The sequence below is a fragment of the Neobacillus niacini genome, assembly GCF_019749295.1.
Lineage (GTDB): Bacteria > Bacillota > Bacilli > Bacillales > Cytobacillaceae > Neobacillus > Neobacillus niacini_D.
The window spans coordinates 232,779-259,344 of record NZ_JACWFG010000018.1 but is presented as its reverse complement, the minus strand read 5'-3'; the positions used below and the strand labels follow the sequence as shown (position 1 = coordinate 259,344).

Annotated in this window: 20 protein-coding genes; 2 read left to right on the top strand and 18 right to left on the bottom strand. The window is 39.0% G+C overall.

Annotated elements, in window-relative coordinates; genetic code table 11:
- Nucleotides 1-39: 39 nt before the first annotated feature.
- From H0184_RS22505 to H0184_RS22440, 14 genes are all read right to left on the bottom strand, one after another.
- Nucleotides 40-1,833 carry an ABC transporter ATP-binding protein gene (locus tag H0184_RS22505; protein WP_221828652.1) on the bottom strand — a complete coding sequence of 598 codons (1,794 nt, stop codon included), beginning with the start codon at nt 1,831-1,833 and terminating at the stop codon, nt 40-42.
- Nucleotides 1,830-3,569, bottom strand: a complete 1,740-nt coding sequence (locus H0184_RS22500) for an ABC transporter ATP-binding protein (protein ID WP_221828650.1) — start codon at nt 3,567-3,569, stop codon at nt 1,830-1,832. The genes H0184_RS22505 and H0184_RS22500 overlap by 4 nt, the downstream gene beginning before the upstream one ends.
- A 589-nt stretch (nt 3,570-4,158) precedes the next feature.
- On the bottom strand, nt 4,159-5,757 hold the full coding sequence (locus H0184_RS22495; protein WP_221828648.1) for an aspartate:alanine exchanger family transporter: 1,599 nt from the start codon (nt 5,755-5,757) through the stop codon (nt 4,159-4,161).
- A gap of 185 nt (nt 5,758-5,942) precedes the next feature.
- A complete protein-coding gene (locus tag H0184_RS22490) occupies nt 5,943-8,318 on the bottom strand; it encodes a polyprenyl synthetase family protein (protein WP_221828646.1) in 2,376 nt (791 codons plus the stop codon).
- Between the two features lie 139 nt (nt 8,319-8,457).
- Nucleotides 8,458-9,663 carry an ABC transporter permease gene (locus tag H0184_RS22485; RefSeq protein ID WP_221828644.1) on the bottom strand — a complete coding sequence of 402 codons (1,206 nt, stop codon included), beginning with the start codon at nt 9,661-9,663 and terminating at the stop codon, nt 8,458-8,460.
- Nucleotides 9,660-10,340: an ABC transporter ATP-binding protein gene (locus H0184_RS22480; protein WP_221828642.1), complete on the bottom strand. Its 681-nt coding sequence runs from the start codon at nt 10,338-10,340 to the stop codon at nt 9,660-9,662. The genes H0184_RS22485 and H0184_RS22480 overlap by 4 nt, the downstream gene beginning before the upstream one ends.
- Nucleotides 10,324-11,547, bottom strand: coding sequence for an efflux RND transporter periplasmic adaptor subunit (locus H0184_RS22475; RefSeq protein ID WP_221828640.1), 1,224 nt, complete (start codon nt 11,545-11,547; stop codon nt 10,324-10,326). Before H0184_RS22475 ends, H0184_RS22480 begins: the two co-directional genes overlap by 17 nt.
- Nucleotides 11,548-11,714: 167 nt before the next feature.
- Complete coding sequence (locus H0184_RS22470) at nt 11,715-13,181, bottom strand: protein adenylyltransferase SelO (protein ID WP_221828638.1); 1,467 nt, start codon at nt 13,179-13,181, stop codon at nt 11,715-11,717.
- Between the two features lie 119 nt (nt 13,182-13,300).
- A complete protein-coding gene (gene abc-f / locus H0184_RS22465) occupies nt 13,301-15,208 on the bottom strand; it encodes a ribosomal protection-like ABC-F family protein (protein ID WP_221828636.1) in 1,908 nt (635 codons plus the stop codon).
- 410 nt (nt 15,209-15,618) lie between these two features.
- Nucleotides 15,619-16,884 (bottom strand): MFS transporter, encoded by a 1,266-nt coding sequence (locus tag H0184_RS22460; protein WP_221828634.1) that lies wholly within the window; start codon nt 16,882-16,884, stop codon nt 15,619-15,621.
- 189 nt (nt 16,885-17,073) lie between these two features.
- Nucleotides 17,074-18,240, bottom strand: coding sequence for a C40 family peptidase (locus H0184_RS22455; protein WP_221828632.1), 1,167 nt, complete (start codon nt 18,238-18,240; stop codon nt 17,074-17,076).
- Nucleotides 18,241-18,495: 255 nt separating this feature from the next.
- Nucleotides 18,496-19,419 carry a cysteine synthase A gene (gene cysK, locus H0184_RS22450; protein WP_221828630.1) on the bottom strand — a complete coding sequence of 308 codons (924 nt, stop codon included), beginning with the start codon at nt 19,417-19,419 and terminating at the stop codon, nt 18,496-18,498.
- A gap of 241 nt (nt 19,420-19,660) precedes the next feature.
- Entirely contained in the window at nt 19,661-20,029 is a 369-nt protein-coding gene (locus tag H0184_RS22445) for an MmcQ/YjbR family DNA-binding protein (RefSeq protein WP_221828628.1), read from the bottom strand.
- Between the two features lie 23 nt (nt 20,030-20,052).
- On the bottom strand, nt 20,053-20,448 hold the full coding sequence (locus H0184_RS22440; protein WP_221828627.1) for a VOC family protein: 396 nt from the start codon (nt 20,446-20,448) through the stop codon (nt 20,053-20,055).
- A gap of 286 nt (nt 20,449-20,734) precedes the next feature.
- Between H0184_RS22440 and H0184_RS22435 the strand changes: the two genes are divergently transcribed.
- Nucleotides 20,735-21,697 carry a S8 family peptidase gene (locus H0184_RS22435; protein WP_221828625.1) on the top strand — a complete coding sequence of 321 codons (963 nt, stop codon included), beginning with the start codon at nt 20,735-20,737 and terminating at the stop codon, nt 21,695-21,697.
- Nucleotides 21,698-21,827: 130 nt separating this feature from the next.
- Here H0184_RS22435 and H0184_RS22430 read toward each other — a convergent pair whose 3' ends face one another.
- The 4 genes from H0184_RS22430 to H0184_RS22415 form a co-directional block, all read right to left on the bottom strand.
- On the bottom strand, nt 21,828-22,403 hold the full coding sequence (locus H0184_RS22430; protein ID WP_221828623.1) for a DUF4256 domain-containing protein: 576 nt from the start codon (nt 22,401-22,403) through the stop codon (nt 21,828-21,830).
- Nucleotides 22,404-22,689: 286 nt separating this feature from the next.
- On the bottom strand, nt 22,690-23,664 hold the full coding sequence (locus H0184_RS22425) for a tRNA dihydrouridine synthase (RefSeq protein ID WP_221828621.1): 975 nt from the start codon (nt 23,662-23,664) through the stop codon (nt 22,690-22,692).
- 314 nt (nt 23,665-23,978) lie between these two features.
- Nucleotides 23,979-24,371, bottom strand: a complete 393-nt coding sequence (locus tag H0184_RS22420) for a YsnF/AvaK domain-containing protein (RefSeq protein ID WP_221828619.1) — start codon at nt 24,369-24,371, stop codon at nt 23,979-23,981.
- 59 nt (nt 24,372-24,430) lie between these two features.
- Nucleotides 24,431-24,934: a YsnF/AvaK domain-containing protein gene (locus H0184_RS22415; protein ID WP_221828617.1), complete on the bottom strand. Its 504-nt coding sequence runs from the start codon at nt 24,932-24,934 to the stop codon at nt 24,431-24,433.
- A 408-nt stretch (nt 24,935-25,342) separates the two neighbouring features.
- On the opposite strand from H0184_RS22415, the gene H0184_RS22410 reads away from it, so the two are divergent.
- A complete protein-coding gene (locus H0184_RS22410; protein WP_221828615.1) occupies nt 25,343-26,506 on the top strand; it encodes a hypothetical protein in 1,164 nt (387 codons plus the stop codon).
- Nucleotides 26,507-26,566 lie beyond the last annotated feature (60 nt).

The following is a 26,566-nucleotide window of genomic DNA, read 5'->3' as shown; positions in this document are numbered from 1 at the left end:
TTATTCATTTGGGTGCCGCCTATTTGTATAATGGTTTATTTATATTGCAGGGCTGTTAATAGTCTCTTCACCAATTTCAGCTTCTCTGCCAAATAGTCTTGCATAGACACCATTGTTATTTTCAAGTAACTCCGCATGCCCGCCTTGTTCGACAATCGTACCATTTTCTAGAACAATAATCTTATCGGCTGATAGAACCGTTGAAAGTCGGTGAGATATAATAAGAATGGTTTGTTTCTTACCGGTTTTCAAAACAGACTCATTGATTTTCGTTTCGGTAATCGGATCGAGAGCTGAACTTGCTTCGTCAAGAATGAGGATTGGCGCATCTTTAATGATTGCCCTTGCCAGCGAAAGCCGCTGCTTCTGTCCTCCTGATAAAAGACTGCCTCGCTCACCAACCTTTGTATTCAATCCTTCCGGAAGACTATCCACCAGTTCTTCAAGACCGCTATCATGCAAAGCCTTAAGTAATTCATCATCATCAGCATCTGGCTTTCCAATTCTTAAATTATCCGCCAATGAACCGCTTCGTAATTGAACATCCTGGGTTACAATCGCTATTTGCGACCGCAGCCATGCAGTATCCCATTCGGTAATGTTCCTGCCATCCACTTCAATCTGACCTTTTTTTGTTTCATATAATCTAAACAACAAGTCAACGATAGTAGATTTTCCTGATCCACTTGGTCCAACCAAGGCCACTTTTTCACCTGGTTTAATATCAAAAGAAACACCTGATAATACATTTTCTTCTTTTTCCGGGTAGGCAAACGTTACTTCTTTAAGTCTAATACTGCCGCTTGCCCGATTACCTCGCATGCCTTCCTTTATTTCAGCCTCCGCCGGCTGATGGGTTAGTAGTATATCTGAACGATCTAGCGCCGGACCTGTTCTTCTCACAGAAAGCCAATTACGCAGCAATCGCTGCATTTCATTGGCCGCAATCGTAACTAATCCCCCTGCAGTCATCATCTGTCCGCTAGTCAAACCATCGTCCCAAATTAATAATGTACTAATTAAGTAGACAATCCCTAGAGCAAATCCATTATAGCTGGCAATGACCACTACAGATTGCATTCTAGCCTTTAGTTCTTTAATCAAATGCTCTACAAAGGTATTCCTGATGGCTATAACACTCTCAACCTCATTTTCTGACACTCCCATAACCCGCGATAAGTGAATTCCTGTAACCGATTCTCTAAGTCTTTCAAGATATCGTGAGGCTTCACGCCGCGCATCAGCGGAAGCCGCTCGGGTTCTTGCTCCCACGTAATTGGAAGCCCAGTAAAAGATAATTCCCAATATAACACTGGTTATCATTAAATAAGGATGGATCCATAGCAGCACCAGACTATATATAATAACTCCCTGGACACTCGCCATGAAGGTTGAACCTTCCCACGCAAGAAAATTATGGAGAGTATCTGGGTCATCTGAAACTCTAGCAAGTAATTCCCCAGATGAATTGTTATGATAGAAGGAATATGGCAGTATCTGCAAATGACTAAACAAACGAAGTTTTTGCCAATTGGTTACCGTCTTGGCTGTTTGATGGCAAAAATACTCATCAATGACCATCATGACCAAATCAAATACGGCAGAAAAGATTAATAACCACATTAACCCCCACAGCCAGGAGTGGTTTTCATTTGGAATAATAGTATCAATTAACCAGCTAAGTGCTAAGGTAGGTATTAATGCAGAAAAAACCTGACTGATTGCAATAACAATGGAGTCGGCAATAACCCATTTTTTATAGGGCTTTAAAAAAGCAAGGACCCTTCGTCCATCACGATTCTTTTTTTGTTCGGAGACAGTACTTACGTTCATCCAATCATCTCCTTTTCTAACTCACTATATTGTGCTTTGTATAATTCGTAATACTGCCCTCTTAATGCAAGCAGCTCTTCATGTGTTCCTTCTTCCGCAACCATTCCTTGGTCTAAGAGGAGAATTTTATCCGCGTTCCTAACCGTAACAAGCCGATGTGCAATGGTAATCGTTGTTCTTCCTGGGATTAATTCCTCAAGTGATTCCTGAACTTTTTCCTCTGTTTCTCCGTCCAAAGAGGAGGTCGCTTCATCGAAGATCAAAACTGGCGGTTGGCGCAGTATGGCTCTAGCAAGCGCCACTCTTTGCCTTTGGCCTCCAGATAGCTTTAAACCGCGTTCACCGACCACGGTTTCATACTTATCTTCCAAGGATTCTATTAATTCCTTCAGCCCAGCAGCTTCTACAGCTTTATCCAACTCTTCTTGAGTTGCATCCTTCTTTCCATATAGAAGATTGTTGCGCAGGGTGCTGTTTAGTAGAAAGGTTTCCTGAGAAACAACTCCTACCTGCTGTCTAAAGCTGTTCCGGCTGTAAGTAAAAAGGTTCTTCCCGTCTATAATGACGGAACCTTTATCAGGTTCATATAATCCGAGTAGAATTTGAATGAGTGTACTCTTTCCGCCGCCACTTGTACCAACAATCCCAATGTGGCTCCCTTGTTCCATAGAGAGCGAAACGCCTTTTAGGATCTTTTTGTCACTATTAGGATAAGTAAACCAGATATTATCTAGATTTATCCTTCCTTCTACCTTCCCGAACGATGGAAGACTCTCTTCATGCTCTTCCGGTAAATCGAAATATTCATATATTCTCTGCAAAGCTGGAATTGCTTGTTGGATGGTTAAAGCATTTTCAGCTAGTGAGCGAACAGGTAAAAACATAATTGGAATAAAACTAAGACAAGCAACGAGGGTTCCGATGGTTATATTCCCTTCCCAAATTGAAAAACCGCCAATTAACATCACAACACCTGGAGTTGCAATATTAAACAAATTTCCTAAGCGCCAGTTAACTTTTCCAATTAACGCTGCACGAATAGAAAAGTTTTTCCAGTCAGCCAATTTCTTTTGTTGTGTTTCTATCTCTGTTTTTTGTGTCTGAAAGGTCCTGACTAATCGAATACTTTCAATGCTTTCCTGTAAATGTTGATACATATCCGCACTCATATCTCTTTGAGTCGCACTCATTTTTCTCATTACCTTCCCTAATTTAAACGAAGGAAAAATATAAATAGCAAAAACAGCAAACATGACAATCGCTGCTGGCCAGTACATAACAAAAACGGCAGAAAATGCGGCAATCGCGCCAATAACCTGCTGCAAAATACGGGGCACTACCGTATTATTTAAGTTTTGAATGGACTCCACATCATGAGTCAGACGATATAACATATCACCTCTTGGTGTGGTAGTAAAAAAAGACATGGGTGTACGGTGCAGCTTTTTGAATGCTCGAATCTGCATATCGGTAATCACATCTAAGCCGATTTTTACTTGTACATACTCCTGCAATGTCTCAAATAGCGACTTCCCTAAATAAGCAGCTAGAACCCCGCCCACAACCAAAAGTAAAAAGGTCATTTCTTTATGTGCTATCACCTCATCCACCAGTTTTCCTGCTAGAATAGGAGGCAAAATCGTAAATGCTCCACCAACTAAAGAAAAGAACAAAGCAAGCAAAAGCTTTCTCCAATATGGTCTAAAATGCTCAACTGTAGTTTTTAATAAGTTCATACTATTCCTCCTCGCAAGAATTTATTGTATTACAAAAAATGAAAATATTCATTATTTTTATTGAGTGGATGTGTAAATTTTTGGTTTTTCCGGGTAGGAATTAAGTATTATAAGGGGGATTGAGGACTAATCCTTCTTCAACAGCTAAAGATTTGTCCTCAATAAGGGGGATTGAGGACTAATCCTCCTTCAACAGCTAGAGATTTGTCCTCAATAAGGGCGATTGAGGACTAATCCTCCTTCAACAGCTAGAGATTTGTCCTCAATAAGGGCGATTGAGGACTAATCCTTCTTCAACAGCTAGAGATTTGTCTTCAATAAGGGGGATTGAGGACTAATCCTCCTTCAACAGCTAGAGATTTGTCCTCAATAAGGGGGATTGAGGACTAATCCTCCTTCATCAGCTAGAGATTTGTCCTCAATAAGGGCGATTGAGGACTAATCCTTCTTCAACAGCTAAAGGTTTGTCCTCAATAAGGGGATTGGGGACTAATCTAAGTATGAAACCAAAATAAGATAATCATAGCCCATAAAAAAACAGGAGTCAGAATTTGCTCTAACACCTGTTTGTAAATTTGTTTTATGAATGTTACAGAAAGAATACTAGCAGCTGGGCAGCGATAGCTACGAATATTAGTGCAAACGGGTAGGCAGCAGCGTAGGCAATTGCTGGGTCTTCTGATTCTATCAGCTGGTTGGCAGCACCAAGCCCGGGGGTGCTCGTCATTCCTCCACATAATGCACCCAATGAATGAATAATACTTAATCCAAATAACTTCCTCGCGATAAAGTAACCTGCAAGGATAGGAATAATAGTAATCATTGCCCCTCCAATAACCAAACTAAACCCTTCCTGCTGCACAACTTCGACAATCCCTTTTCCAGCTGTGGTCCCTGCCCCTGCAAGAAAAAGGACTAGGCCAATATCACGGATTACTTGATTCGATGGCTGATAATACCGTACATGTATGGGTCCAAGCTTTCCAAAGTGGCCGATAATTAACGCGATAAACAAAGGTCCCCCTGCCACCCCAAAGGTAATCGTTCCTAACCCAGGCAGGTGAATGGGAATCATCCCAACCACTATTCCCATAAGAAGGATTAAGCTTAAAGAAAGAATATGGATATTCGTCACGGTCAGTTTCTTTTTGCTAAACAGCATTTCTACTTTATTCAAACGATCCTCACTGCTGACGATGGTAAGTATGTCTCCTCTTTCTAAACGCCATTTTGGCTTTTGATTAAACTCAAACCCGCCTCGCTCTATACGTGTAACCGTAACACCGTAATTGCTTCTTAACCCTATTTCTCTCAATGTTTTCCCAATCACTTCATCTGAATCTACGGTTACTTTTCGAAGCTTAATATGATCAACATTTTCAAAATTGGTAGTGACTTCTTGTCCAATGTCCCCGCATATCCTTTGCAGGTCATTGGGCAGCCCTACCGCTACAAGACGATCTCCGACCAAAATGACGGTATCATTTAAAGCGATGATATTTCTATCTCCACGGATAACCCTGCTGATTACCACTGAATCATACTTTTGAAAACCTAACTCCTTTAATGTCCTTTTGTTTATGGCTGTTTTCGTTACTTCAATCGTCATAACTTGTGGTGACTCTTCATTGCGGACCGGTCCCGTTTTCTTTTTTAAATCTTCCTCAAGATTAGCCTTCATAATCCGTGGAAGCAATTGAACAAACAAAACAACGGCGATAACACCGAAAGGATAGGCAATACCATATCCAACGGAGGCAAGAGGATCATTCGTTGCTTCAAGGGCAGCGGCTAACCCAGGAGTACTCGTAAGAGCACCTGTCATAATTCCGATGCTCAGAGCAGGTGATAAATCGAATAGCTTTGATACAATAATCGTTGTAATTGAAGCAACTAATACTATCAATAAACCAATAATTCCAAAAACAATTCCGCTCGACTTCATCATTCTAAAAAAACGCGGACCTGCTTGTAAGCCCACTGCAACAATAAATAACCCAAGTCCAAATTGCTGAATAACAGAAGGGATAGCAAAACCAAAATGACCAAAAACCATTGCTATCAGCAGGACACCAGATGTGCCCATGCTAATCCCTTTAATTTTCATTTGACCTAGCGCAGACCCCAAAAATAATATACTAAACAAAATCGGTAATGGTTCTTTAAAAAATCCCCATATAGTATCCATAACTGCTTCCTCCATAACCTGACAATACATTTAAATACAAAGGTTATTTTCTCATATTCTCTGGAACATAAATCATAAAAATTTTACAGCTTTATGAAATCATCAAAGGTTTTATTTGAGAAATCATAAAAAAAGGCAACAACCCTTAGGTTATTACCTTCCTTTTGGAATTTCCAATTACAGTTCTAATGATCACGGTGCACAATATAATCCAATAAATGCTTTAGAAAAGTAGTATTGCGTGGCACCTCCTGCAAAATTTCCACCGCGTCACAATAATGTTCCCACATTGCTTTTTTTGCTCCATCAGAACCTAAGATCGAAACAAAAGTAGAATTATTGTTCTCCTCATCTTTCCCAATTGGTTTTCCAAGGATGTCTAAATCACCCTCCACATCAAGCAGGTCATCCTTTATTTGAAATGCAATGCCGGCATGGAAGGCGAACTTTTTCAAAGCATCCATCTCGGATGGTTTAGCTTCCGCAAGAATGGCAGGCATTAATAGGGACGCCTCAAAGCCAAGACCCGTTTTATAGAAGCACATAGTAGTTAAGTCTTCTAATGTAAAGGGTTTCCCTTTAGAATTCAAATCCATTGCCTGCCCTTTACACATTTCTTCAGTCAATCTAGAAGAATATTGTATTAAGGTTAACACGGTTTTTGAGTTGAATTGTTCTAGAGATGTTTGTTCCTCGATTGCCTTCTGCGTTAGATATAGTCCCGTTAATTCAGCTATTGCACTATCGTACACCATATGGAGAGTTGGACGCCCCCTGCGTATCGAGGCATTATCCTGTGAAGGCAAATCATCAAAAATCAATGAAGCCGTATGCATGTATTCCAATGATTTAATTAGCGGTACAATTGCTGTCTGATCTAATCCGTACTCCTGAATGCCCATAATCCAAGTAATGATTGGCCTTAATCGTTTCCCATCACCCTCTAGGCTATAGTTTGCAGCTTCAACGATTGGAGAATTCAATGTACTATCTTTAGGGATTGGTAATAAATGATTAATTTGGCTGCGAACATTTTTAATTAAATCTAAGAATTCTTCCTTTTCGTTTCGTTCATTTTTCAGGTTCGTTATCATATGGTCACGCAGGAGTTTATCGAAGAAATCCACATCGTCTGCTTTAGCTGCCATTTTTTGAATAAGAGTATTGAATTTTTGAATTCCTGACGTAAAAAGTTCCATCACTTCATTGTATTTTTTTGTGCCCATTCGTTCTTTAAATCTCTTTAAACCATTAATGGCACGGTCTAAGATTACCTCACATGCCTTTTTATCAGAGTGATAGACACTATGAATTAAATTGGAAATGACACTCCAGTACAATTCAAATGGATTGATTAAATCATCCCGTTGATTATGATATTTCAGATAATAGGTGTAGGGTGTAACAGCACCATTCTCTAAATCATCAAACATATCAGCAAAGTCATCTGCCAACTGGTTGTATATACCGTAAAAGAAGGTTCGATTGTCAAATCCCTCGTCTTCAGCAGCATTGATAACAGATCTGACGATTAAGCGTGAAGAAGAAGATTTAAGGATAACCGGTATATAAAGCTCCTCATTTGTGTAATTTCCATTAGATAAATCCTTCTCTCGGTCCACTTCCTGTGACTGAAAAAAAACATATGATTGTTCAAAAAACGAATGAATGGTCTCTGGCTCCTGTTGTGCCTTAATATATTCAAATCCCTCACGAAGCTCCGAATGAATGAACGTAATCAAGGCCTTGTTCTTTTCCTGCCAATCTCCTCCCAATTTAGGTACAGTTCCAGTGGTAAGAGTAGTACGTATCAAATTGGAGTACTGTTTTTTCTCTTTCTCTGTTAAGACTTTGGAATCAAGAAGATCATCAATGAAGGGATAGGTCAAACCATAGGCATAACCCAGCTTAATAGCTCTCTCCAGTCTATAAGCACGTTCATCAGGAGAGGTGTTTTCTCCCATCTCTTCAATCTCATGCATCAGTACTCCAGCTATTATTTTAATAAGTTTACGCTGGGCATGATTAGCGTCCATCCCCTGTGGAAGGTTGCTGGAAACCATTTTAAGTTTATTTATCATCCAGATAACCGCAGATTCGATAGATTCCTTCTGGGACCACCTGTACAACCAAGCCATTGTGAAAAGCTCATGTTTATTTTCACGTTTTTCATTTGGATGCGTGAGATTGTTTTTTAAACTGTTGACAACACTCTTAATCCTAGCCTGTGTCTCTTTAGAATCCAGCGCTTTCCCCAAATCACGCATAAAAATATAAGAAATGCTTCGATCCAAGTAATTATCCAGTTTGCCCGTGTAATCCAGATATTTAATATAATTGTGATAATCACGGGGATCTGATTTTCTCCTACCACGAGAAAAGAAAGAGAATACTGAATGATGGTGAATATGATTGTGTTTCCAAGAGTGTATATCTCTCGTTAGAACAGGAACAAATTCCTTTTGCCTAACTTGCTGATACAGTGACTGAAAATAATCACCAGCCTTTTTCTCAGCCTTTGCATAGGATGTTTCTTCATTTATTATTAGCGTCTTAATCATTTATACATTACCTCAACTTCAGGTTCACTTAAGTATGTATATTAATAATACACGTAAGCATTAGCTTTATAACTAGTAAAATGAAAATTAAATAAAAAAATCCCCTCAGACCTTTTATCTGAGGGAAAATTAATTTCAGTTATTCATATCGTAATGCCTCAATCGGGCTAAGTTTAGATGCCTTGTTTGCCGGAAGCAAACCAAAGATAATTCCAATTAAGGCTGAAAAACTCACTCCTATGAGAACGATTATCGGACTCACTGTTGCAGTAATCGGAGAAAACTCCGATACAAGGATACTGCCTATCGCTGCCAGTCCAATTCCAATCAATCCTCCTAATGAAGTTAACGTGATAGATTCGATTAGAAACTGTAAAAGAATTTTCCTTCTTGTTGCACCAATGGCTTTCCGAAGTCCAATTTCTCTTGTCCTTTCTGTTACGGAAACGAGCATAATATTCATGACACCGATTCCGCCTACAAGGAGAGAAATCCCTGCAATACTTCCAATTAGGAGTGTTAGTAAAGAAATCATTGTGTTTAATTCTCGTTCATAATCTTCAAAGTCATTTGTGGAATATTGACCATTTTCTAAAGCTTTTTCTGCTGTCAATGTCTCTGCCGCAAGCCTGCCTGTCTCTGAAATGTTTTCTGCATCACTCGCAATCACAGATAGTTGTTCAATTTCTCGGTTACCAAACATCATGGAGATAACTGAACGCGGCATAAGCATCTCACCGGTTTCTGTGTTTCGGAATTGCTCAGGCAGTGGTGACTCATACACTCCGACAATCTTGTAAGGATTATCATTTAAATCAATAATCTCACCAATTGGATTTTCAGTTTCCTTAAAGAATTTTTCCCTAGCTATGGTATCAATCAACACCACTCGATTTAAACCATCATTATCCGCAGCGTACAATGCTCGTCCTTCTACAACTTGAATATCCCTGGCAGGGAAAAACTCCGCACCAACACCGGTAATTTGCATTTCACCCTGTTCATCATCATGCGCCATCATCCCCCAGCCCTGATTTGTCGCAATCACAGCCTTAACTCCCGGAACGGCAGCAAGTGTTTGAATATCTTCTGAAGTTAATACAGGTTCCTCCCAAAACATTTCTGATTCATCTTCAGGCGGGATATATTCATAATAAATATCAATCGCATTCTTATCTGTACTAAACAACTCATCTGTCATCTGCTTTTTCGTACCTTGACCAATTGCTACGATAATAATAACCGCGGCTACACCTATGATAATTCCAAGCATTGTTAGAATGGATCTTATTTTATGGTTCAGGATAGACGACAGGGCAATTTTAAAACTATCCCATACATTCATGTGATTACCCTCCGGTCATCCGTAATTCTACCATCTTTTATCGTGATGATCCGCTTCGCATAGGCTGCTATTTCTTCTTCGTGCGTAACAATAATAACGGTTTTCCCTTCTTCATTGAGCTGGGTAAATAGTTTCATTATTTGTTCACTCGTATTCGAATCAAGCGCACCCGTCGGTTCATCAGCTAAGAGAATCGTAGGGTTATTAACTAGTGCTCTAGCAATCGCAACACGCTGCTTCTGACCCCCAGATAATTGGTTTGGTAAATGCTTCATCCGGTCACCTAAGCCTACTTTTATTAGCAGATCCTGTGCTCTCGCAGTTCTTTCACGCTTAGACACCCCGGCGTATACGAGCGGTGAGGCAACATTTTTAATCGCATTGTCTCTAGGAAACATAAAAAATTGTTGAAAAACAAAACCCACATGCTCATTTCTTAGCTTAGCTAAGATACTCTCTTTTGCAGAGGCGATTTGTTCCCCATTTAATTCGTATGTACCGGAAGATGGATAATCTAAAAAACCGATGATATTCATCAAAGTAGATTTACCAGATCCGGATGGACCCATTATCGCGACAAACTCCCCATCTTCTATCGTTAAGTCAATGCCATGAAGGACAGGAACCTCTAGTAAACCCTTACCGTATACTTTTGTAATATCACTCAACTTCATCATATGAGGTCACTTCCATTCCATCATGCATTTCTTCCGTTGGTGTAATAACAACAAGTTCTCCCGGCGTAATTCCTGTTGTAACTTCAATAAAGGCATCGTTCATAACTCCTGTTTGAACCTCACGTCTCTCTAAGAGCCCATCTTTTAAAATATACACAATTTTTATTCCAGCCTCATCGATGAGTGCTGGGTGTGGAATAGCAATCTTTTTGGCCGCGTCACCTGCTTTTATTTCTAAAGAAACATGGAAGCCTTGACGTAACTCAGAAGTATCATCCGTAATGGTAACTTTAAAAGGATACATGGTCACGTTACCGCCTCCGCCGCTCCCTTCAAATTCACCACCGCCGCCTTCCGCATTTGGGAATTGCGAAACAGATTCAACAGCACCCTTCCATTCACGATCTTTAAAAACCTTTGGCCGTATAATAACTGGCTGTCCTTCTTTAATCTTAACAGTGTCGAATTCACTCATCGACCCAATAACTTTATAGGGTTGACTTGAAATAATGTGGATGACAGGTTCTGATGCACCTGCCTCTGTATTTGCTACATTTTGATTAACCTTAACAATAATCCCATCCATCTTGCTTACAATCGTCATTTCACTTTTCTGTGCGTTCAATTCCTTTATACGGTCATCAGCAGATGTAATTTCAGACTTTGTACTTTCATATTGCATCTCTTGTTGGATTTTTTCATTTGAAAGCTGGTTTACATCTTCTTGTGTAACTAGCCCTTGTGCACCCTCTACTGTCTCTGCAGCTTTTGTATTTACCTTCTTTTTAGCTTCTGTAAGGCGTTTGTTAAGATCTGCAATTTGGTTTTGCTCTGTTTTCCCTCTGCTTTGCAGCAAGTCTTTTTCACGTACTGCCCTTTTAAGCTCACTATCTATTTTCGAAGAATCATAGACTAATAATGCATCACCAGCTTTGACAGCTTGGTTCTCTGCCACCTTAAATTCACTAATTTCCCCTTTTTCCGGTTCTAAAAAAACCTTTTGCTCACTTTCTGGAACAATTTTACCCGTAACAAGAATTGATTCTACCAATTCCTGTTCACTAACTTTTTGTACACTTACACTCATTTCTTCAACATCATTTCCCACAGCTGCTGTTCCTGTTTTAGCATATAAATATGTACCCGTACTTGCAATAATAAGTATTCCCGCAATAACTGCTGCCCAAATCCATAACTTTTTCTTCACCCATATACCCCCATAAAATCTATTAATTACCTATTATCTACTATAAATGTACTGGAAATATTTACAATAGATAAAAGCGGTGAATCTTTTTATTTTCAATCGATAGATTCAATACCAAAACAAATAGCCTTTCATTAGAAAGGCCATTGCATTGTAATTTTTCTTTCTCAGGTACCGCAAAAGGTTCGATAAGGAAGATGTGAGGCTTCTGGCAGCGTGGTGTAATTATTTTGCTCTGCAGTGTATGCATATGGATTCACTAAGACCTCTAGAAGCTTCTCCATTACCGTAAAATCACCATTATTCGCTGCTTCCAGCGCTTCCTCTACACGGTGGTTCCGAGGTATTACCGAAGGATTACTGTTCCTCATTAATTGAATGGAGGAATCCCTCGATTCTTCCTGTCTGCCAAGCCTTTCCTTCCACCGTTCAAGCCACTGAGTAAATTCTGTTGTTTCTTGAAGGATAGTTTCTTCCGGTTTATCTAACGTTAACGCTCTAAAGGTGTTAGTATAGTCTGCACGGTGCTTCTGCATCATATCTAGAAGGTCTTTAATAAGGGACTTATCTTGTTCCTCTTCATTAAATAGTCCTAATTTTGCTCTCATACCTTCGAGCCAATTTGATTCAAAAAACTGAGCAAAGTCAGAGAGCTTATCTTGTGCAAGCGTAACAGCCTCCTCTTGATTCTCATGCAGCAGCGGCAGGAGAGCCTCCGCTAACCTTGCTAAATTCCAGACACCAATATTGGGTTGGTTTCCATAAGCATAGCGGCCCTCACGGTCTATGGAGCTAAACACAGTTGCTGGATCATAGGTGTCCATAAAGGCGCAAGGTCCATAATCAATGGTTTCACCGCTAATCGTCATGTTGTCCGTATTCATTACTCCATGAATGAAACCAACCAATTGCCATTTCGCAATTAACATTGCTTGACGTTTAATTACTTCATGAAGGAACGAGAGATATCGATTTCCATCAGTCTCAATTTCAGGATAATGGCGCTTTATTGCATAATCCGCCAGCTCCCGAAGCTCCTCTTCGGTTCCCCATCTAGCAGCATACTGAAAGGTGCCTACACGCAGATGACTAGCAGCCACACGAGTTAGTATAGCACCAGGTAAATAGGATTCCCGGGCTATTTCTTCACCTGTCGTTGCCACGGCTAAACTGCGAGTGGTCGGAATTCCTAATCCATGCATGGCTTCCGAGATAATATATTCTCTCAGCATTGGTCCAATTGCCGCCCGGCCATCGCCGCCACGTGAGTAAGGAGTCCTTCCAGAACCCTTAAGCTGGATATCAAATCGCTCACCGGCGGGTGTTAACTGCTCCCCTAGAAGTACAGCCCGGCCATCACCCAGCATCGTAAAATGTCCGAATTGGTGCCCCGCATAAGCTTGCGCAAGAGGTGAAGCCCCCTCTGGTATTTTATTACCCGCAAAAGCTGCAGCACCCTCTTCACTTTGTAAGCTCTGTATATTTAACCCTAGAGAAGCAGCCAATTGCTCATTAAAAATAGCGAGCTTAGGTGAACTTACAGGTATTGGTTTCTGGCTTGTAAAGAAAGTTTGAGGCAAGCGAGCATAACTGTTATCAAAATTCCATCCTGTTTCAGTAAAATCCTTTGTCATCTAATCCCCCTTTTCCTCTGGCAATAAATATGATTTTATGTCATTAACATGTCTTGAGGACGCTTTTACTTACTGTCTACTGATGTGATTTTATTATACCCCTTTGGACCCTTATTAACTTAACTTATACTAATCCACCATTCCATAACTGACTCAAGTTCCTCACTTAAATATGTTTTTCTATTATAAAGCTTATTCAGCTCCTCGTAATCCAAATGGTCTTGCTCCAGGGATAAGTCTATCGCAGTTATTTCTTTTTCAAGTCTTTCAATCCTGGCCAGCGCATTTGCTTTCACTTCTTCTTGGTTTATATTTTCGGATTTATTTCGCTGTTTCTTATCTTTTTCGCGATTTTCGACTGGTACTTCTTTAGGCTGCTGACTTTTGTAATCATCGTAATTTCCTGAATAGCTTTTAAATCCAAAGTTCTCTAAAGCAACAACCCTTTCCGCCATTTTATTAATAAAATATCTGTCATGAGAGATAAAGAAAATTGTACCCTTAAAGTCTTCGAGTGCTTCCTCAAGGGTTTCAATCGAGTCAATATCAAGATGATTCGTCGGCTCATCGAGGATTAATAAATTTATGTCCTGATATAAAAGCATTGCCAGCTTTAGCCTGATTCTTTCTCCACCAGACAAATGCTTTACTTTTTTGAATGGGCTTTTTTTATAAAACATAAATTTTGCTAGATATTCACGTGCTTTACCTTCCAGCATAGATATATCTTCCCGAAAGGCCTCGAGGACTGTAAACTCTTCATTTTTAAAGGTAATTTTTTGTGGTAAGTATGCAGCTTTAACATTAGCACCTAATTCCACTACACCTTTATCAGGCTGCTCTTCACCTAAAAGCATTTTCAGGAAGGTAGTTTTCCCACTTCCATTAGGACCCACCAGCCCCACTTTTTCACCATAATGGACCATTAAATCTGAATCCTTAAAAATAATCTTATCTTGATAGCTTTTTGAGAGTCCAATTGCTTTAATCGTTTCATTTCCAGACCGCTGTCCTTCCTTGAATTCAAGTCTCATATTTCGTCTCTCAAAGATAGGTTTATCGATTCGCTCCATTTTATTGAGCTTTTTCTGAATACTGGCGGCTCTTCTAAAAAACTTATTATTATCTGCTCTCATCGCCCAGTCTCTCAAGCTTGTCACTTGCTTTTCCATATTATTGATCTGCTTCTGCTGTTCACGGAAATGCTCATATTGAATCCGCATATTTTCTTCTTTTTGACTAACAAAAGATGAGTAATTGCCCTTATAGGAGATTGACTCCATATCCTCAATTTCTACAATTTTTGTAACCACATTATCCAAAAAATATCGATCATGAGAAACGATAATGATAATTCCCTTATAGCTCTTAAGGTAGCCTTCCAGCCATTCAATTGCCTCCATATCTAAATGATTGGTCGGCTCATCCAACAGCAATATATCCGGATTATGGATTAAAAGTTTTCCAAGCACGACTGTCGTTTTTTCACCGCCGCTTAATAAAGAAAAATCCTTGTTTAAGAAACCTTCAGCAAAATTTAGACCTGTGCAAACCCTGCCTAACTTCTCTTCTCGTTCGTATCCGCCCTTTACTTCAAATAAATGAACGAGATCACTATACTTATTTAGGGCTTTTTCAAGAGCCTTATCTTCCAGTGTTTTCATCTGATCTTCTAATTCACGCATTTGATTCTCAATGATGACAATTTCCTCAAAGGCCAAGTTAAGGACATCAATCACCTTTAAGCCTTCCGGATAGACAGGGGACTGTTCGAGATATGCCTTAGTCGCTCCTCTTGGCAGATTAATCAAGCCTTCATCATAACCAGGGCTTGAGGTTTGAGGGTAGCCTGGATAATAATGCATCTTCTCGATACCTGCTATCAGTTTTAGAATCGTGCTCTTCCCGCTTCCGTTTGCACCGACTATCCCAACCTTATCTCCTTCATATGCTTCAAACGTTATATTATTAACCACAAGGGTAGCTTCCATAAATTTTTTAACGCCATTTAATTTCATTTCTAACATAGAATCTCCTACTTTCATCCATAATTCAGTTACACCTTTTATGGACAAGGCAAAGAAGTACCTGCAATACCTTATTCTTCTGTAAATAAAAAGACCGCAAGAAGATGGTTTCTTCTTACGGTCTGAATAATCAGCGAAATTAATTTACAAAAAGACCCTTAAGCAAAGATATGCATGCTAAAAACGCACATAAATATGCCCATAGTTTCTTCAATAAATTATAATTTTGATTTCAGTAAAGTAAGTTACCTTCTAAATTGCCGTAATTCCATAAAGAGCATAACAAATAAGCCTATTATTTATAGGCGATTTTTGCGCTCATTACAAAATTCATATTAATTTTAAAAATAATTAATATTAGCAATTAGTTGGTTCCATAAACTTACTTTCCCCCTTCAACATTTCCTATATTATCTCATTATTTCATTTTTTTGTAAATAATTTTCTTTAATTGATAGTACACCCATCAAGCCTATTATAGAAAAAATTACCGGAGTATAAAAACCGTAATAGTATCCATTACCAATGCTGCCAGTGATTGTTTCAAATTGATCTAATACGATTCCAAAAATACTTGGCAGCAGGACAGCACTCAGAAATCCTCCGGTATTCGCAAATCCAGATACGATTCCAGATTCTTTTAAAGGAAAGGATTGGCGAACAACAGCAAAGGTTAAGGCACTTGCTCCGTATCCATAACCAATGATAAAGAAAAGTACAATTAGGATTCCAGAAGGAGGATTACCCTTAAATAATAGAAAAACAGCCCAACTCAATAAAATAATAATATGCACGATAACATACGGCTTTTTAATTGTCTCCAAACGGGCTGAAATCCAACTCGTTAGAGGCGCACCTATAAGAGCACCGATAAGACCAATCATGATGAGCTGACTAACCTCTGAACGCGTCATTCCATATACATCCATCCCGTAAGGCACTGCCCATGAACCAATAAAACCTACATACGCACCGACAACACCGAAGTGACATAAGAATAAAGCCCAGGCTTGGCGATTCGAAAATATTCTTCGTAATATCCCCCATGTTTTTTCACGTTGAATCTCTTTACTTGCAGAAACCGAATCGTTAAGTAAGATTTTTTTTGGTTTTTTTATGAGTACAAAATAAAGAAGAATTCCACATAAACACAGTACTAATCCTGCCGAAAAAAATGCTCCTCTCCATCCAAGTAAGTCAATCCAAGCAGAAAAAGGGACAGTTGCCAAAAGAAAGCCCAGACTACCCGTCATGCCTGCCAACCCTATTAACCGAACGAATTCCTTTACTTTAAACCATTGTCCTAAAATTAACACCATATTGACCCAGATGGTGGCATCTCCGGTCCCCGTTAGCATTCTAGCAAAAAACAGAACAAATTCATGGGTACCAAGACTATAGATGATTGTACCTAAACCAGTGAGTATAGCACCTATTATCAGGAAAAAATTTGGTCCATAACGATCTGCCAAAATCCCCATCGGAATTTGAAGGCCGGTATATACAAAAAACTGTATACTTGTCAGTAATCCAATCGTTGATGCTGTTACATTAAAATCCCTCATCACCTGATCTGTAATCAACCCTGGAGCAGTACGCTGGCTTGCCATTAATAAATATGTAAACAATACAGAAGCAAATACAATCCATCTAAATTTGCTATTTTGTTTTTCCATTATTATAAACTCCTGTTTGGTTTTACTCTCAATATATGGGGGTATAGGTAATAGTAGAAACACAGTTTTAGAAAAGGTGGATTTTATTGAAGGGATTCTAAGATTATTGGCAGAGGTATTACAAAAAAATAAAAAAGGCAACAAACCTGGTGATTTGACCACAGGGTTTGTTGCCTATGAATTTTGATTCTAACGTAAAACTCTAGAAGCAGTAGAAAACTTAGACGGATTAAATGATGCGATTTTCACGACATCACCCGTTTGTGGGGCATGGATGTATTGTCCTCCCCCAATATAAATACCAACATGATAGGCTGGGGAGCCTTGGAAAACTAAATCTCCAGGCTGTACTTGACTTAGAGAGATTCTCGTACCGACATTTTGTTGAGCTCGTGAAGTTCTTGGCAGACTAATCCCAACAGAACGATAAACATATGAAACAAAGCCTGAACAATCAAATCCGCTTGGCGTTGATCCACCCCAAACATATGGTACACCTAAATATTGCTTAGCATTGGCAATAACACTATTAGCAGTTGCTGAGTTCGTTACAGGAACGGGAGCAGGTGTTGATGCCGGTGGTGTGTTAACTGCAGTTTGCTGTTGAGTCTGTTGAGTCTGTTGAGTCTGTTGAGTCTGTTGTCCCGCTTGTGGTGCAGCCAGCGGTTGTACCTGTGCAGCTGCAAGTTGGGCAGCTGCTTGAGCAGCTTTTTCAGCCTCTTGTTGATTCCATTGAGTCTGTTGACTTTGTAATATACTTTGTGCAGCAACTAGGTCTTTTTGAATTTGTACTTTATTTTCTTCAATCTGTTTTTGTTCAGCAGCTAATTCTGCTTTTCGCTCATTTAATTGAGAGCTCTGATTAAGTAATTGTTCCTCTGCACCTCTTAAAACCTGTTCCTTTTCATTTAAACCATTCAACAATTCTGTGTCACTTTCAATAAATTGTGAAATAGCTGTAAAACGATTAAAAAAGTCAGAAATGCTATTGGAAGAAAGCAAAAGTTCTGCGTATGTAACCACTGATTGATTTCCCTTTAACTGAATGCTTTTCAAGCGTTCTGAATAAACCTCTTTATGACTCTCTAGGGACTCTTTAGCTTTTGAAATTTCAATTTCAGATTCTTTAATTTTTCCATCTAGTGTGGCAATTTGATCGTTTAATTGTTGACTCTTCTCCATCGCTACTATAATTTTGTCATCTAATTGTTGAATCTTTGTTTCGAACTCATCAATTTGTCCGGCAGTAGCATCGATTTGTTCTTTCGTCACAGGATTTGCAAAAGCTGGTGTAGTATGTATCGCAGCGGCGAAGATAGCTGCCGCTGCCGTATATTTAAAGAATTTTTTTATCATCACAAAGTCTCCTCTAGTAACCTAGCATTTTATTTACTAATATATTCCTAGTTTATATTTCAAAAGGACTAAAAACAATGAAATAGTCGATTTTGTAATTAAAATGTAATTTAATGTAGAATAATCTGACAAAAAGTCAACACATCTCTAATTTTAGACATGTAACTGCAACATTTACTCCAACACGGAAAATAGCCCAGTCCTGAGGACTGAGCTTTTATTTTTTTCATTTATTCAAATTACGTGGTGCAGGAATTAACCTGGAAATAAGTCAGAAGAAAGATACCTTTCCCCTGTGTCTGGCGCTAAGCAGAGAACTCTTGCTGAAGATGGCAGTTTTCTTGCTACCGCGACAGCAAAATAGGCCGAAGATGCTCCTGATGCCCCAACAAAAATCCCTTCTTCTGCAGCAAGCAGGCGTGCTGTCACTTGTGCATCTTCATCCTTAATGAGCAGTATTTCGTCAAAAATAGACCGATTTAAAATGCTGGGAATAAAACCAGGTCCAGTTCCTGGTATTTTGTGCGGTCCAGGCTCACCACCTGATAGCACAGGAGACCCAAACGGTTCTACTACATAAATTTTCAAATTGGGAATCTGCTTTTTCAGTTCTTCCCCTACCCCTGTTACGGTTCCTCCTGTTCCTGCAGTCAACACAAGAGCATCCAATTTCCCATCGAAAGCCTCAAGAATTTCAACTGCTGTTGTTTCGCGATGAGCATCGGCATTTGCAGGATTCTCAAATTGCATCGGAATAAAATAATCAGGTATAGATTCAGCCAACCGATTTGCTTCATCGATAGACCCTTGCATTCGCAAACTAGCTGGAGTCAGGTGGACTTCCGCTCCATAGGCTTTCATGATTTTAATCCGTTCTTTTGTTGCGTTATCAGGCATGGTAATAATACAACGATACCCTTTTACAGCACATACCATTGCAATTCCAATCCCAGTATTACCAGAAGTCGGCTCGATAACCGTACTTTTTCCAGGAATTAATTTTCCCTCTTTTTCAGCAGTTTCAATCATATTTATAGACGCACGGTCTTTGACACTTCCTCCTGGGTTGAATGATTCTAATTTTATATAAACCTCCCCGCCAGCAGGGTCAGGTAATTTATTTAATTTTACGATTGGAGTTTTTCCAATTAAGTCAAGAACTGAACTGTAAAGCTTCATGGTCCTTCCACCTTTCGATCTATTTACCTATACCTCCACTATCTTACCATTTCCAAATGATGATAAAAAGTTTTCCAGTCAACTAGTTGTGGTTTTACACCGGATAACTATTCTTTTTTCAGGATGGCCTTTTCTTCCATATGTATCAAATTATCATTAATGATGTGAACTTATAGATAATAAAGAATACAAAAAAGGCAGTTCCCACTTTTAGGGAAACCTGCCATTTTTCATTCTTCACTTATTTTGCAACTTTCGTCCAATTCTTAACCAACCGCTTTGGTGCCGCACGCAAATAGGCTTCATGAATTAGATCCGTAAGTTCATCCCAGTCGTCCACATTCGGATTTTGGATAGATACCCAGCCGTGGTGTCCGATATATGGGGTTTTGAAAAAGCGTTCTTTTTGAAGCAGTATTTCTTGCGTTTCCCGGTCCGATTTAAACGACAAGCTGAATCCTTTGTCACTTTCACCTGAAATCACAAATGATCTTCCATTGATTTTAAACGTATTGTGACCGAAACCGTCGATTATTTCAACTGCTTCGGGCAGTGCAAGACAGATATTCCGCACCTTTTCAGGTGTGCTCTGTGTATCTAGTGATTCCATTATTTATTCACCTATCATGAATTCTATTTTGCATTCGCATCGGGTTGATGGATTCCGATTATATTTCCTTCAGTATCAATATAGTAACCCTGCCACGCCATTCCTGGCAATGCATACTTAGGCAATGCCACCTTGCCGCCGTTTTCAAGAATTCTAGATTCCACTGAATCGTAATCTTCTACTCCCATTGTGCAGGCAAATCCATTTAAAGCTTGGCTGGGTTCAGGAGCTGCACCTTGACGCTGCATTAAAGCACCATTAATACCAGGTTCATTGTCATTTCCAGTCACTGCCCCAAAGTAAGGCATTCCTGCATATTCACTATAATCTTGAAATGTCCATCCGAATACCTCTCCATAAAACTTCTTCGCTCGATCCATGTCACTCACATGAATTTCAAAATGAACTAATCTTCCCATGATTTCCTCCTGTTTTTCAAATAGTAATAACCCATTATTTCCAATTATCATCTATGTATTCTCAAAAGGTAGATTCTATCATGTTTGTATTTCTCTATCTTTACGGCAGATTCCTTTATTTAAAACGCAATATAGATTAATAAATATGACTAATAAATTAAACAAAAAAGGAACGCTAGTTCGCCAAAAACACATCTTTAGTAACTGTTTAAATAGATTCTGAATTGTTAAACTATTAGTAACTTCCTAGAATACACAGAAACTAATTCTGTCAGGAGGGATACAAATGGAGCAAAGGTTACATTTAATACCGTATCAGGTGAATGAAGTAGTAGAAGTCGTGTCTGAGGTGCCAAAAGGTATTGAGCTTATTGCAGCACCAAAAATTTGGGAGAAATCAAAAGGTAAAGGGATCACGATTGCTATATTGGACACAGGCTGCGATATCACTCATCCTGATTTGAGTGAGCGGATAATCGGCGGCCGGAATTTCACAAATGATGATGATGGAAATCCTGATGAATACAATGATTATAATGGTCATGGAACTCATGTGGCTGGCACTATAGCTGCCGTCCAAAACAATAACGGAGTAATTGGTGTCGCACCAGAAGCAGGTTTATTGATCTTAAAGGTGCTTGACAAAAATGGATCAGGGCAATACGACTGGATTATTAATGGAATTAACTATGCAGTTGACCAAAAGGCAGATATCATCTCTATGAGTCTCGGTGGTTCTGCAGATGTACCTGAATTGCATAAAGCAATTCAAAACGCTATTGCTAATCAAATTCTAGTAGTTTGTGCGGCTGGAAACGAGGGCGATGGGAATGATTTTTCAGATGAGTTCTCCTATCCTGCCTCCTACAATGAAGTGATCAGCGTCGGAGCCAGTAATCTGCAGCGCCGTTCTTCTGAATTTTCAAATTCCAATAATGAAGTCGACTTAGTTGCCCCAGGAGAGGAAATCCTTTCAACGTATTTAAACGGAACTTATGCAAAACTATCTGGAACTTCGATGGCAACACCGCATGTGTCTGGTGCACTTGCGCTAATAAAAGATATAGTTAATAAAAGTTTCGAGCGCAGCTTTACAGAGCCTGAGCTATATGCACAATTAATAAAAAGAACAGTACCTCTTGGAAACTCACCTAAACTCGAAGGCAACGGATTGCTGTTCTTAACAGTAGAGGAATACTTGTCGGATGTGTTCAACCAACAATTATCTAGTGAAATGTTGAAATTATAAAAAAGCTAGAATAACTCGTTCGCAGACAATAATTTAACCAATCACAACTAATGATTACCAATTAGTTTGGATAGAAAAAAAGGCAGAGGGATTGACTACTCTGCCTTTTTCATTTTACTATCCTTATTTGTTACACCCTTAATGAGCCGCGAAACCCTCTGGCACCATAATAGGAGTCTGCACCGTTGTGATACACGAATACATGTTCATAGCGACAATCGCAAAAGAGGGCACCACCGAGTTTTCTGATCTCGGAGGATGTTTGTACCCAACTAGATGTTTTCAGATCAAAACTTTCAAGTTTCTGCAATGCACGATATTGTTCTTCCGTTAAAATTTCAATACCCATATCCGCTGCCATGTCCATAGCGCTATTTTCTGGTTTATGTTTTTTCCTTGCCTCCAGCGCTTCACGGTCGTAACAAACACTTCTTCGCCCTTTAGGACTTTCCTTTGAACAATCATGAAAAATGTATTCATCCTTCTCTTTATCATATTCAACAACATCCGGTTCACCGCCGGTTCTTTCCATCTCTGCCAGCGACCATAGTTTTTCAGGACTAGCATCCAGCTTCGCTTGTACTTTAGCCCATTCAAGACCTTCATGGCGGTGCATGTTTTTCTCAAAACGAAGTCTCAATGTTTCGAGTAATGCCTCCCGTTGTTCCGGTGACAATTCCTTATTAGTGCTGATAATATTTGTCATGTTAGGTTCCCCCTTATTAATTTTCCACATAATGGTTTCTTTGATTGTATTATAACTGGAGTTAACTAATCAAAGCTCATATTTCAATTATATAAGAATGCATGCACTTATATATAAAATCACGCTTATTCTATATTCCGCAAAAAGGGACCAAATCCCTTTAGAATTTGATCCCTTAAAGAACAATTTCAACACCAACTGCCGGGCAGCTTCATGTTTGACTGTAATTGAGTGGCGATACACCCGTTTAAACGTACTACTTGGTTATACAAGTAATTGGGACGCTTTACATTACATCAAGATTCTTTGACACAAAGTTATCGAGCAATGTGCGCACTTCGTCTGTTGACTCTGTATTCATCAGTTGATTTCTTAATTCACCGGCACCTCGGAATCCTTTGACATATATCTTAAAAAAGCGGTGAAGTGCCTTGAACGAACGCAGCGTTACATTTGAATATTTATCATGGAGATCCAAATGCAGCCTTAAGAGATCAAGCATTTCCTTAGTGCTATGCTCCTTCGGCTCATTTTCAAAGGCAAATGGATTAGCGAAAATACCACGCCCAACCATAACCCCATCAACACCATATTGGCTGGCAAGCTTCAAGCCAGTTTGACGGTCAGGAATATCTCCATTGATCGTCAAAAGAGTATCAGGTGCTACCTGGTCACGCAATTTCTTGATTTCTGGGATTAACTCCCAATGAGCATCCACTTTGCTCATTTCCTTCCTTGTACGCAGATGAATAGAAAGATTAGCAATGTCTTGCTTCAAAATGTGTGTCAGCCATTCCCGCCATTCTTCCACATCTGTAAAGCCAAGTCTCGTCTTTACACTTACGGGTAATCCTCCTGCTTTTGCTGCTTGTATTAAATCTGCTGCTACTTCTGGTCGAAGGATAAGGCCGCTTCCCTTTCCATTCTGTGTCACATTAGGTACAGGACAGCCCATATTAATATCAATACCCCGAAACCCTAATTTCGCCATACCAATACTCATTTGCCGAAAGTTTTCAGGCTTATCCCCCCAGATATGGGCTACAATTGGCTGCTCGTCCTCTGTAAAAGTCAAACGCCCGCGTACACTTTGCATCCCCTCTGGATGACAATAACTCTCAGAGTTTGTAAACTCTGTAAAAAACACATCCGGTCCGCCAGCTTCACTTACTACATGGCGAAAAACAACATCCGTCACGTCTTCCATTGGTGCAAGTATAAAAAAAGGTCGTGGTAAATCACGCCAAAAATTATCTATCATAATTAAATCCAAATCCTTTCATTATGGGACCAGGCTAACCCCTTATCCAACATTAAAAAGCAGAATGTCCCTGCTTCTTTTATACTTATACCATTCTTAAGCAGTTTTTATCAAACTGTTGTTACTGCTAGACTGTATTGGTTTTTACGGGATTTAATGATTAGGTATATGTGAAATGCATTTAACTATAATCTTACTCGAACAAAAGTCAATTGTGACAACCATCATGAAATGAAAAGATAATTAAGAAGGAATTATTGAGTAAATGAAAAAATCCTGCCGGGAAGCAGGTCCTTAGAGGATGGTTTTTCTTTTTACAAATCGGAAGGCGTGTCGACTACCTCCACTTTAATATCACCAATCGTTTCAATACGGAGCTTTTCTTCCTTTAGTGTTTCACTTACCTGAACTACTTCTTCAAATTGCTGTGTATCTACTTTCGTATTATGCAACACAGTAGGATGAAGAGTAACTTCTATACGTTCCTCACTCATGGGAATTCGGGTTACCTCGATATCAGGATAATCTGGAGTGAGCCCCTTTTTTTCAATAACTAGTTCTTCATGGATTACCGGTACCAAGATTTGCTTCACTTCTGTGTATGTATTTTTATAAACCCTTACATCGGCAGTCTTAACCCGCTGCTTGGTAATATCCATCTTTTCTTTATGCAGTTGGAATGTCACATCTTGGGTTTCGTCCTTCAATTTCTATCCCTCCTATGCAATGGATCTGGCCCCACCAGGCAGGTGAGGCCAAAGATCAATTAGCTGTTAATATCGCTAAATTCAGATCCGCCTGAAACGATATTAACACTTCCAGTTGTATCAACTTTGGCTTCTTCCCGTCTTAGTGTTTCTTCGATTTGCTGGGTCTCTGAAACCTGGCGCTTAGAAGCAGAAACTTCTTCCGTTGTAACGGTGTATTTGTGTACATCTACTTGTTCTTGACTAACAGGAATATGAATCGATTCATCACTGCTAATCGCAGCGTTGCTTGACTGGTTATTAACCGGCGTTCTTGTGATGACCACTTCCTCATGCATCACAGGAACATCAACAGTTTTTTGCTCCTCCACTACTTCTTTTGAAAGAACAACCTCACCTGCATTGACATTATTTTTTGTAATATCTAGCTCTTCTTTATGAAGTTCTAATTTGCCATCCGATGAATTACTTTGTGTATTGGAAGTTGTATCGGTCCCTTGAGTGCTTGAATTATCATTGTTTTGCGATTTGTCATCCCCGAATAATCCTAAAAAATCTGCCATAAAAAATCCCCCTTCGCTGAAAGTTATGGTCGAACCTTAATATAATTTGCTCTTTCGAGAAAACTATACTGCTATCAGAAAAAGGTAACTATTCATTATTTTTACCATAATTTTTAATACTTAACGAAGGGGGAATAATGAAAAAACAAATCGCAAAAGAATTTTTTACCGAAAACAGGGCCGGATTATCTAGTGTTAATTATTACTAGCAAATTTTAATTAGGGTGTTACAATTTTAAGATTAGTGCGCCACACACTTCACATGTGGAGAGTTTATGTAGCAACAAATTAGGTGCTGGTGAAGCCATACGCATTAAAAACATCCTTAACACCTTTACAAGTCTGGCTTTTTCCTTTTAAAATATATAAATGTTATTTTTTTAAATACTATATAGAAAAGGTGTTAGGATGAATTCAGACCTGAAAAAGCTATTTCTTCTTCAATCGGTTTTTTTATGCATTACCGGGTACAGCACGATTTTTATCAGTTATTATTTTTGGGAAAACAGCACTACACTCGGACCACTGATTGCCTTTAATGGTTTGAGTTATTTTTTATCTTGTTTTGCGTATATAATCGGAACCTATTATCTTTTCAAAAATAATATAAAAATTAGTTATTACCTAAGTGCCATCTCAGCAATCATATTGTTTATTGTTCTTCTTTTAAGTTCCCACTTAAGTCATACAGTTCTTCTAGTTCTTTCAGCAACTAGCTTTGGCTGTGTTTTTGGTTTCTTTTATTCCTCCTCCAATTACGCGTTAAGTGTTCTATCGACTCGGTCGGAACTGAATGTTTTTAATTCGCGAATTGGTTATGTGAAAAACATTTTAATGATTATACTTCCACTTATTAACTCTTTCTTAATTTATTATTTTAGTTTTACGGTTTCATTTGTTTTTATGCTATTGGTTTCTATTTTTTACTTTGTTGCTGTTACCAAGCTGCCTTCCATCGAAGCTGAGTTTAAATCGAATTTCTTCCACGATTATAAGATCATTAAAGTCTCTAAACAGATGGTTCCATTTGGGATTATTACAGCTGGTGTTCTGGAATGTATGGTGTGTCTTCAGGTCATCATTATGGTGGTTTTATCGAAAAATGCGCTTTATGTATCCTATCTGAATGTGATGAATATTGTGGTTTTAACCATCGCCATTGTCTTCATATCGAAATGGAAACAATTAAAAATGGAAAAACAGTTTGTGATTTATACTTTAATTAGTACGGGGTTCATATTGCTCGCCGGCTTCGCGCAAATTACACCACTTTATTTTGTGACAATGGTCGGCCTTGTCGTTTCCATTTACGTGTACGGTTACACAATGGACAATACCTTTTTCAGATATTTGAATGGCATGAAAAAAGAGGACCAAATTGTTATTCTTTTGAAACGTGAATTTTTAATCACAATAGGTCGTTCGATTATGTATCTCTTACTGTACCTGTTTGTTCAGTCCATTCAATCGCCTTACCTCCCTTATTTGGCAATGGGAGTGGCGCTGGTACTGGTGTACTCACTATTTAAATTTCGAAGATTTGACCATGAAACTGAAAAACTTGCAGCGTAATATTATTCGTTTATCTTTTGTATCTTAAGTTTATTGATAATTTCAAACTGCTGACAAAAT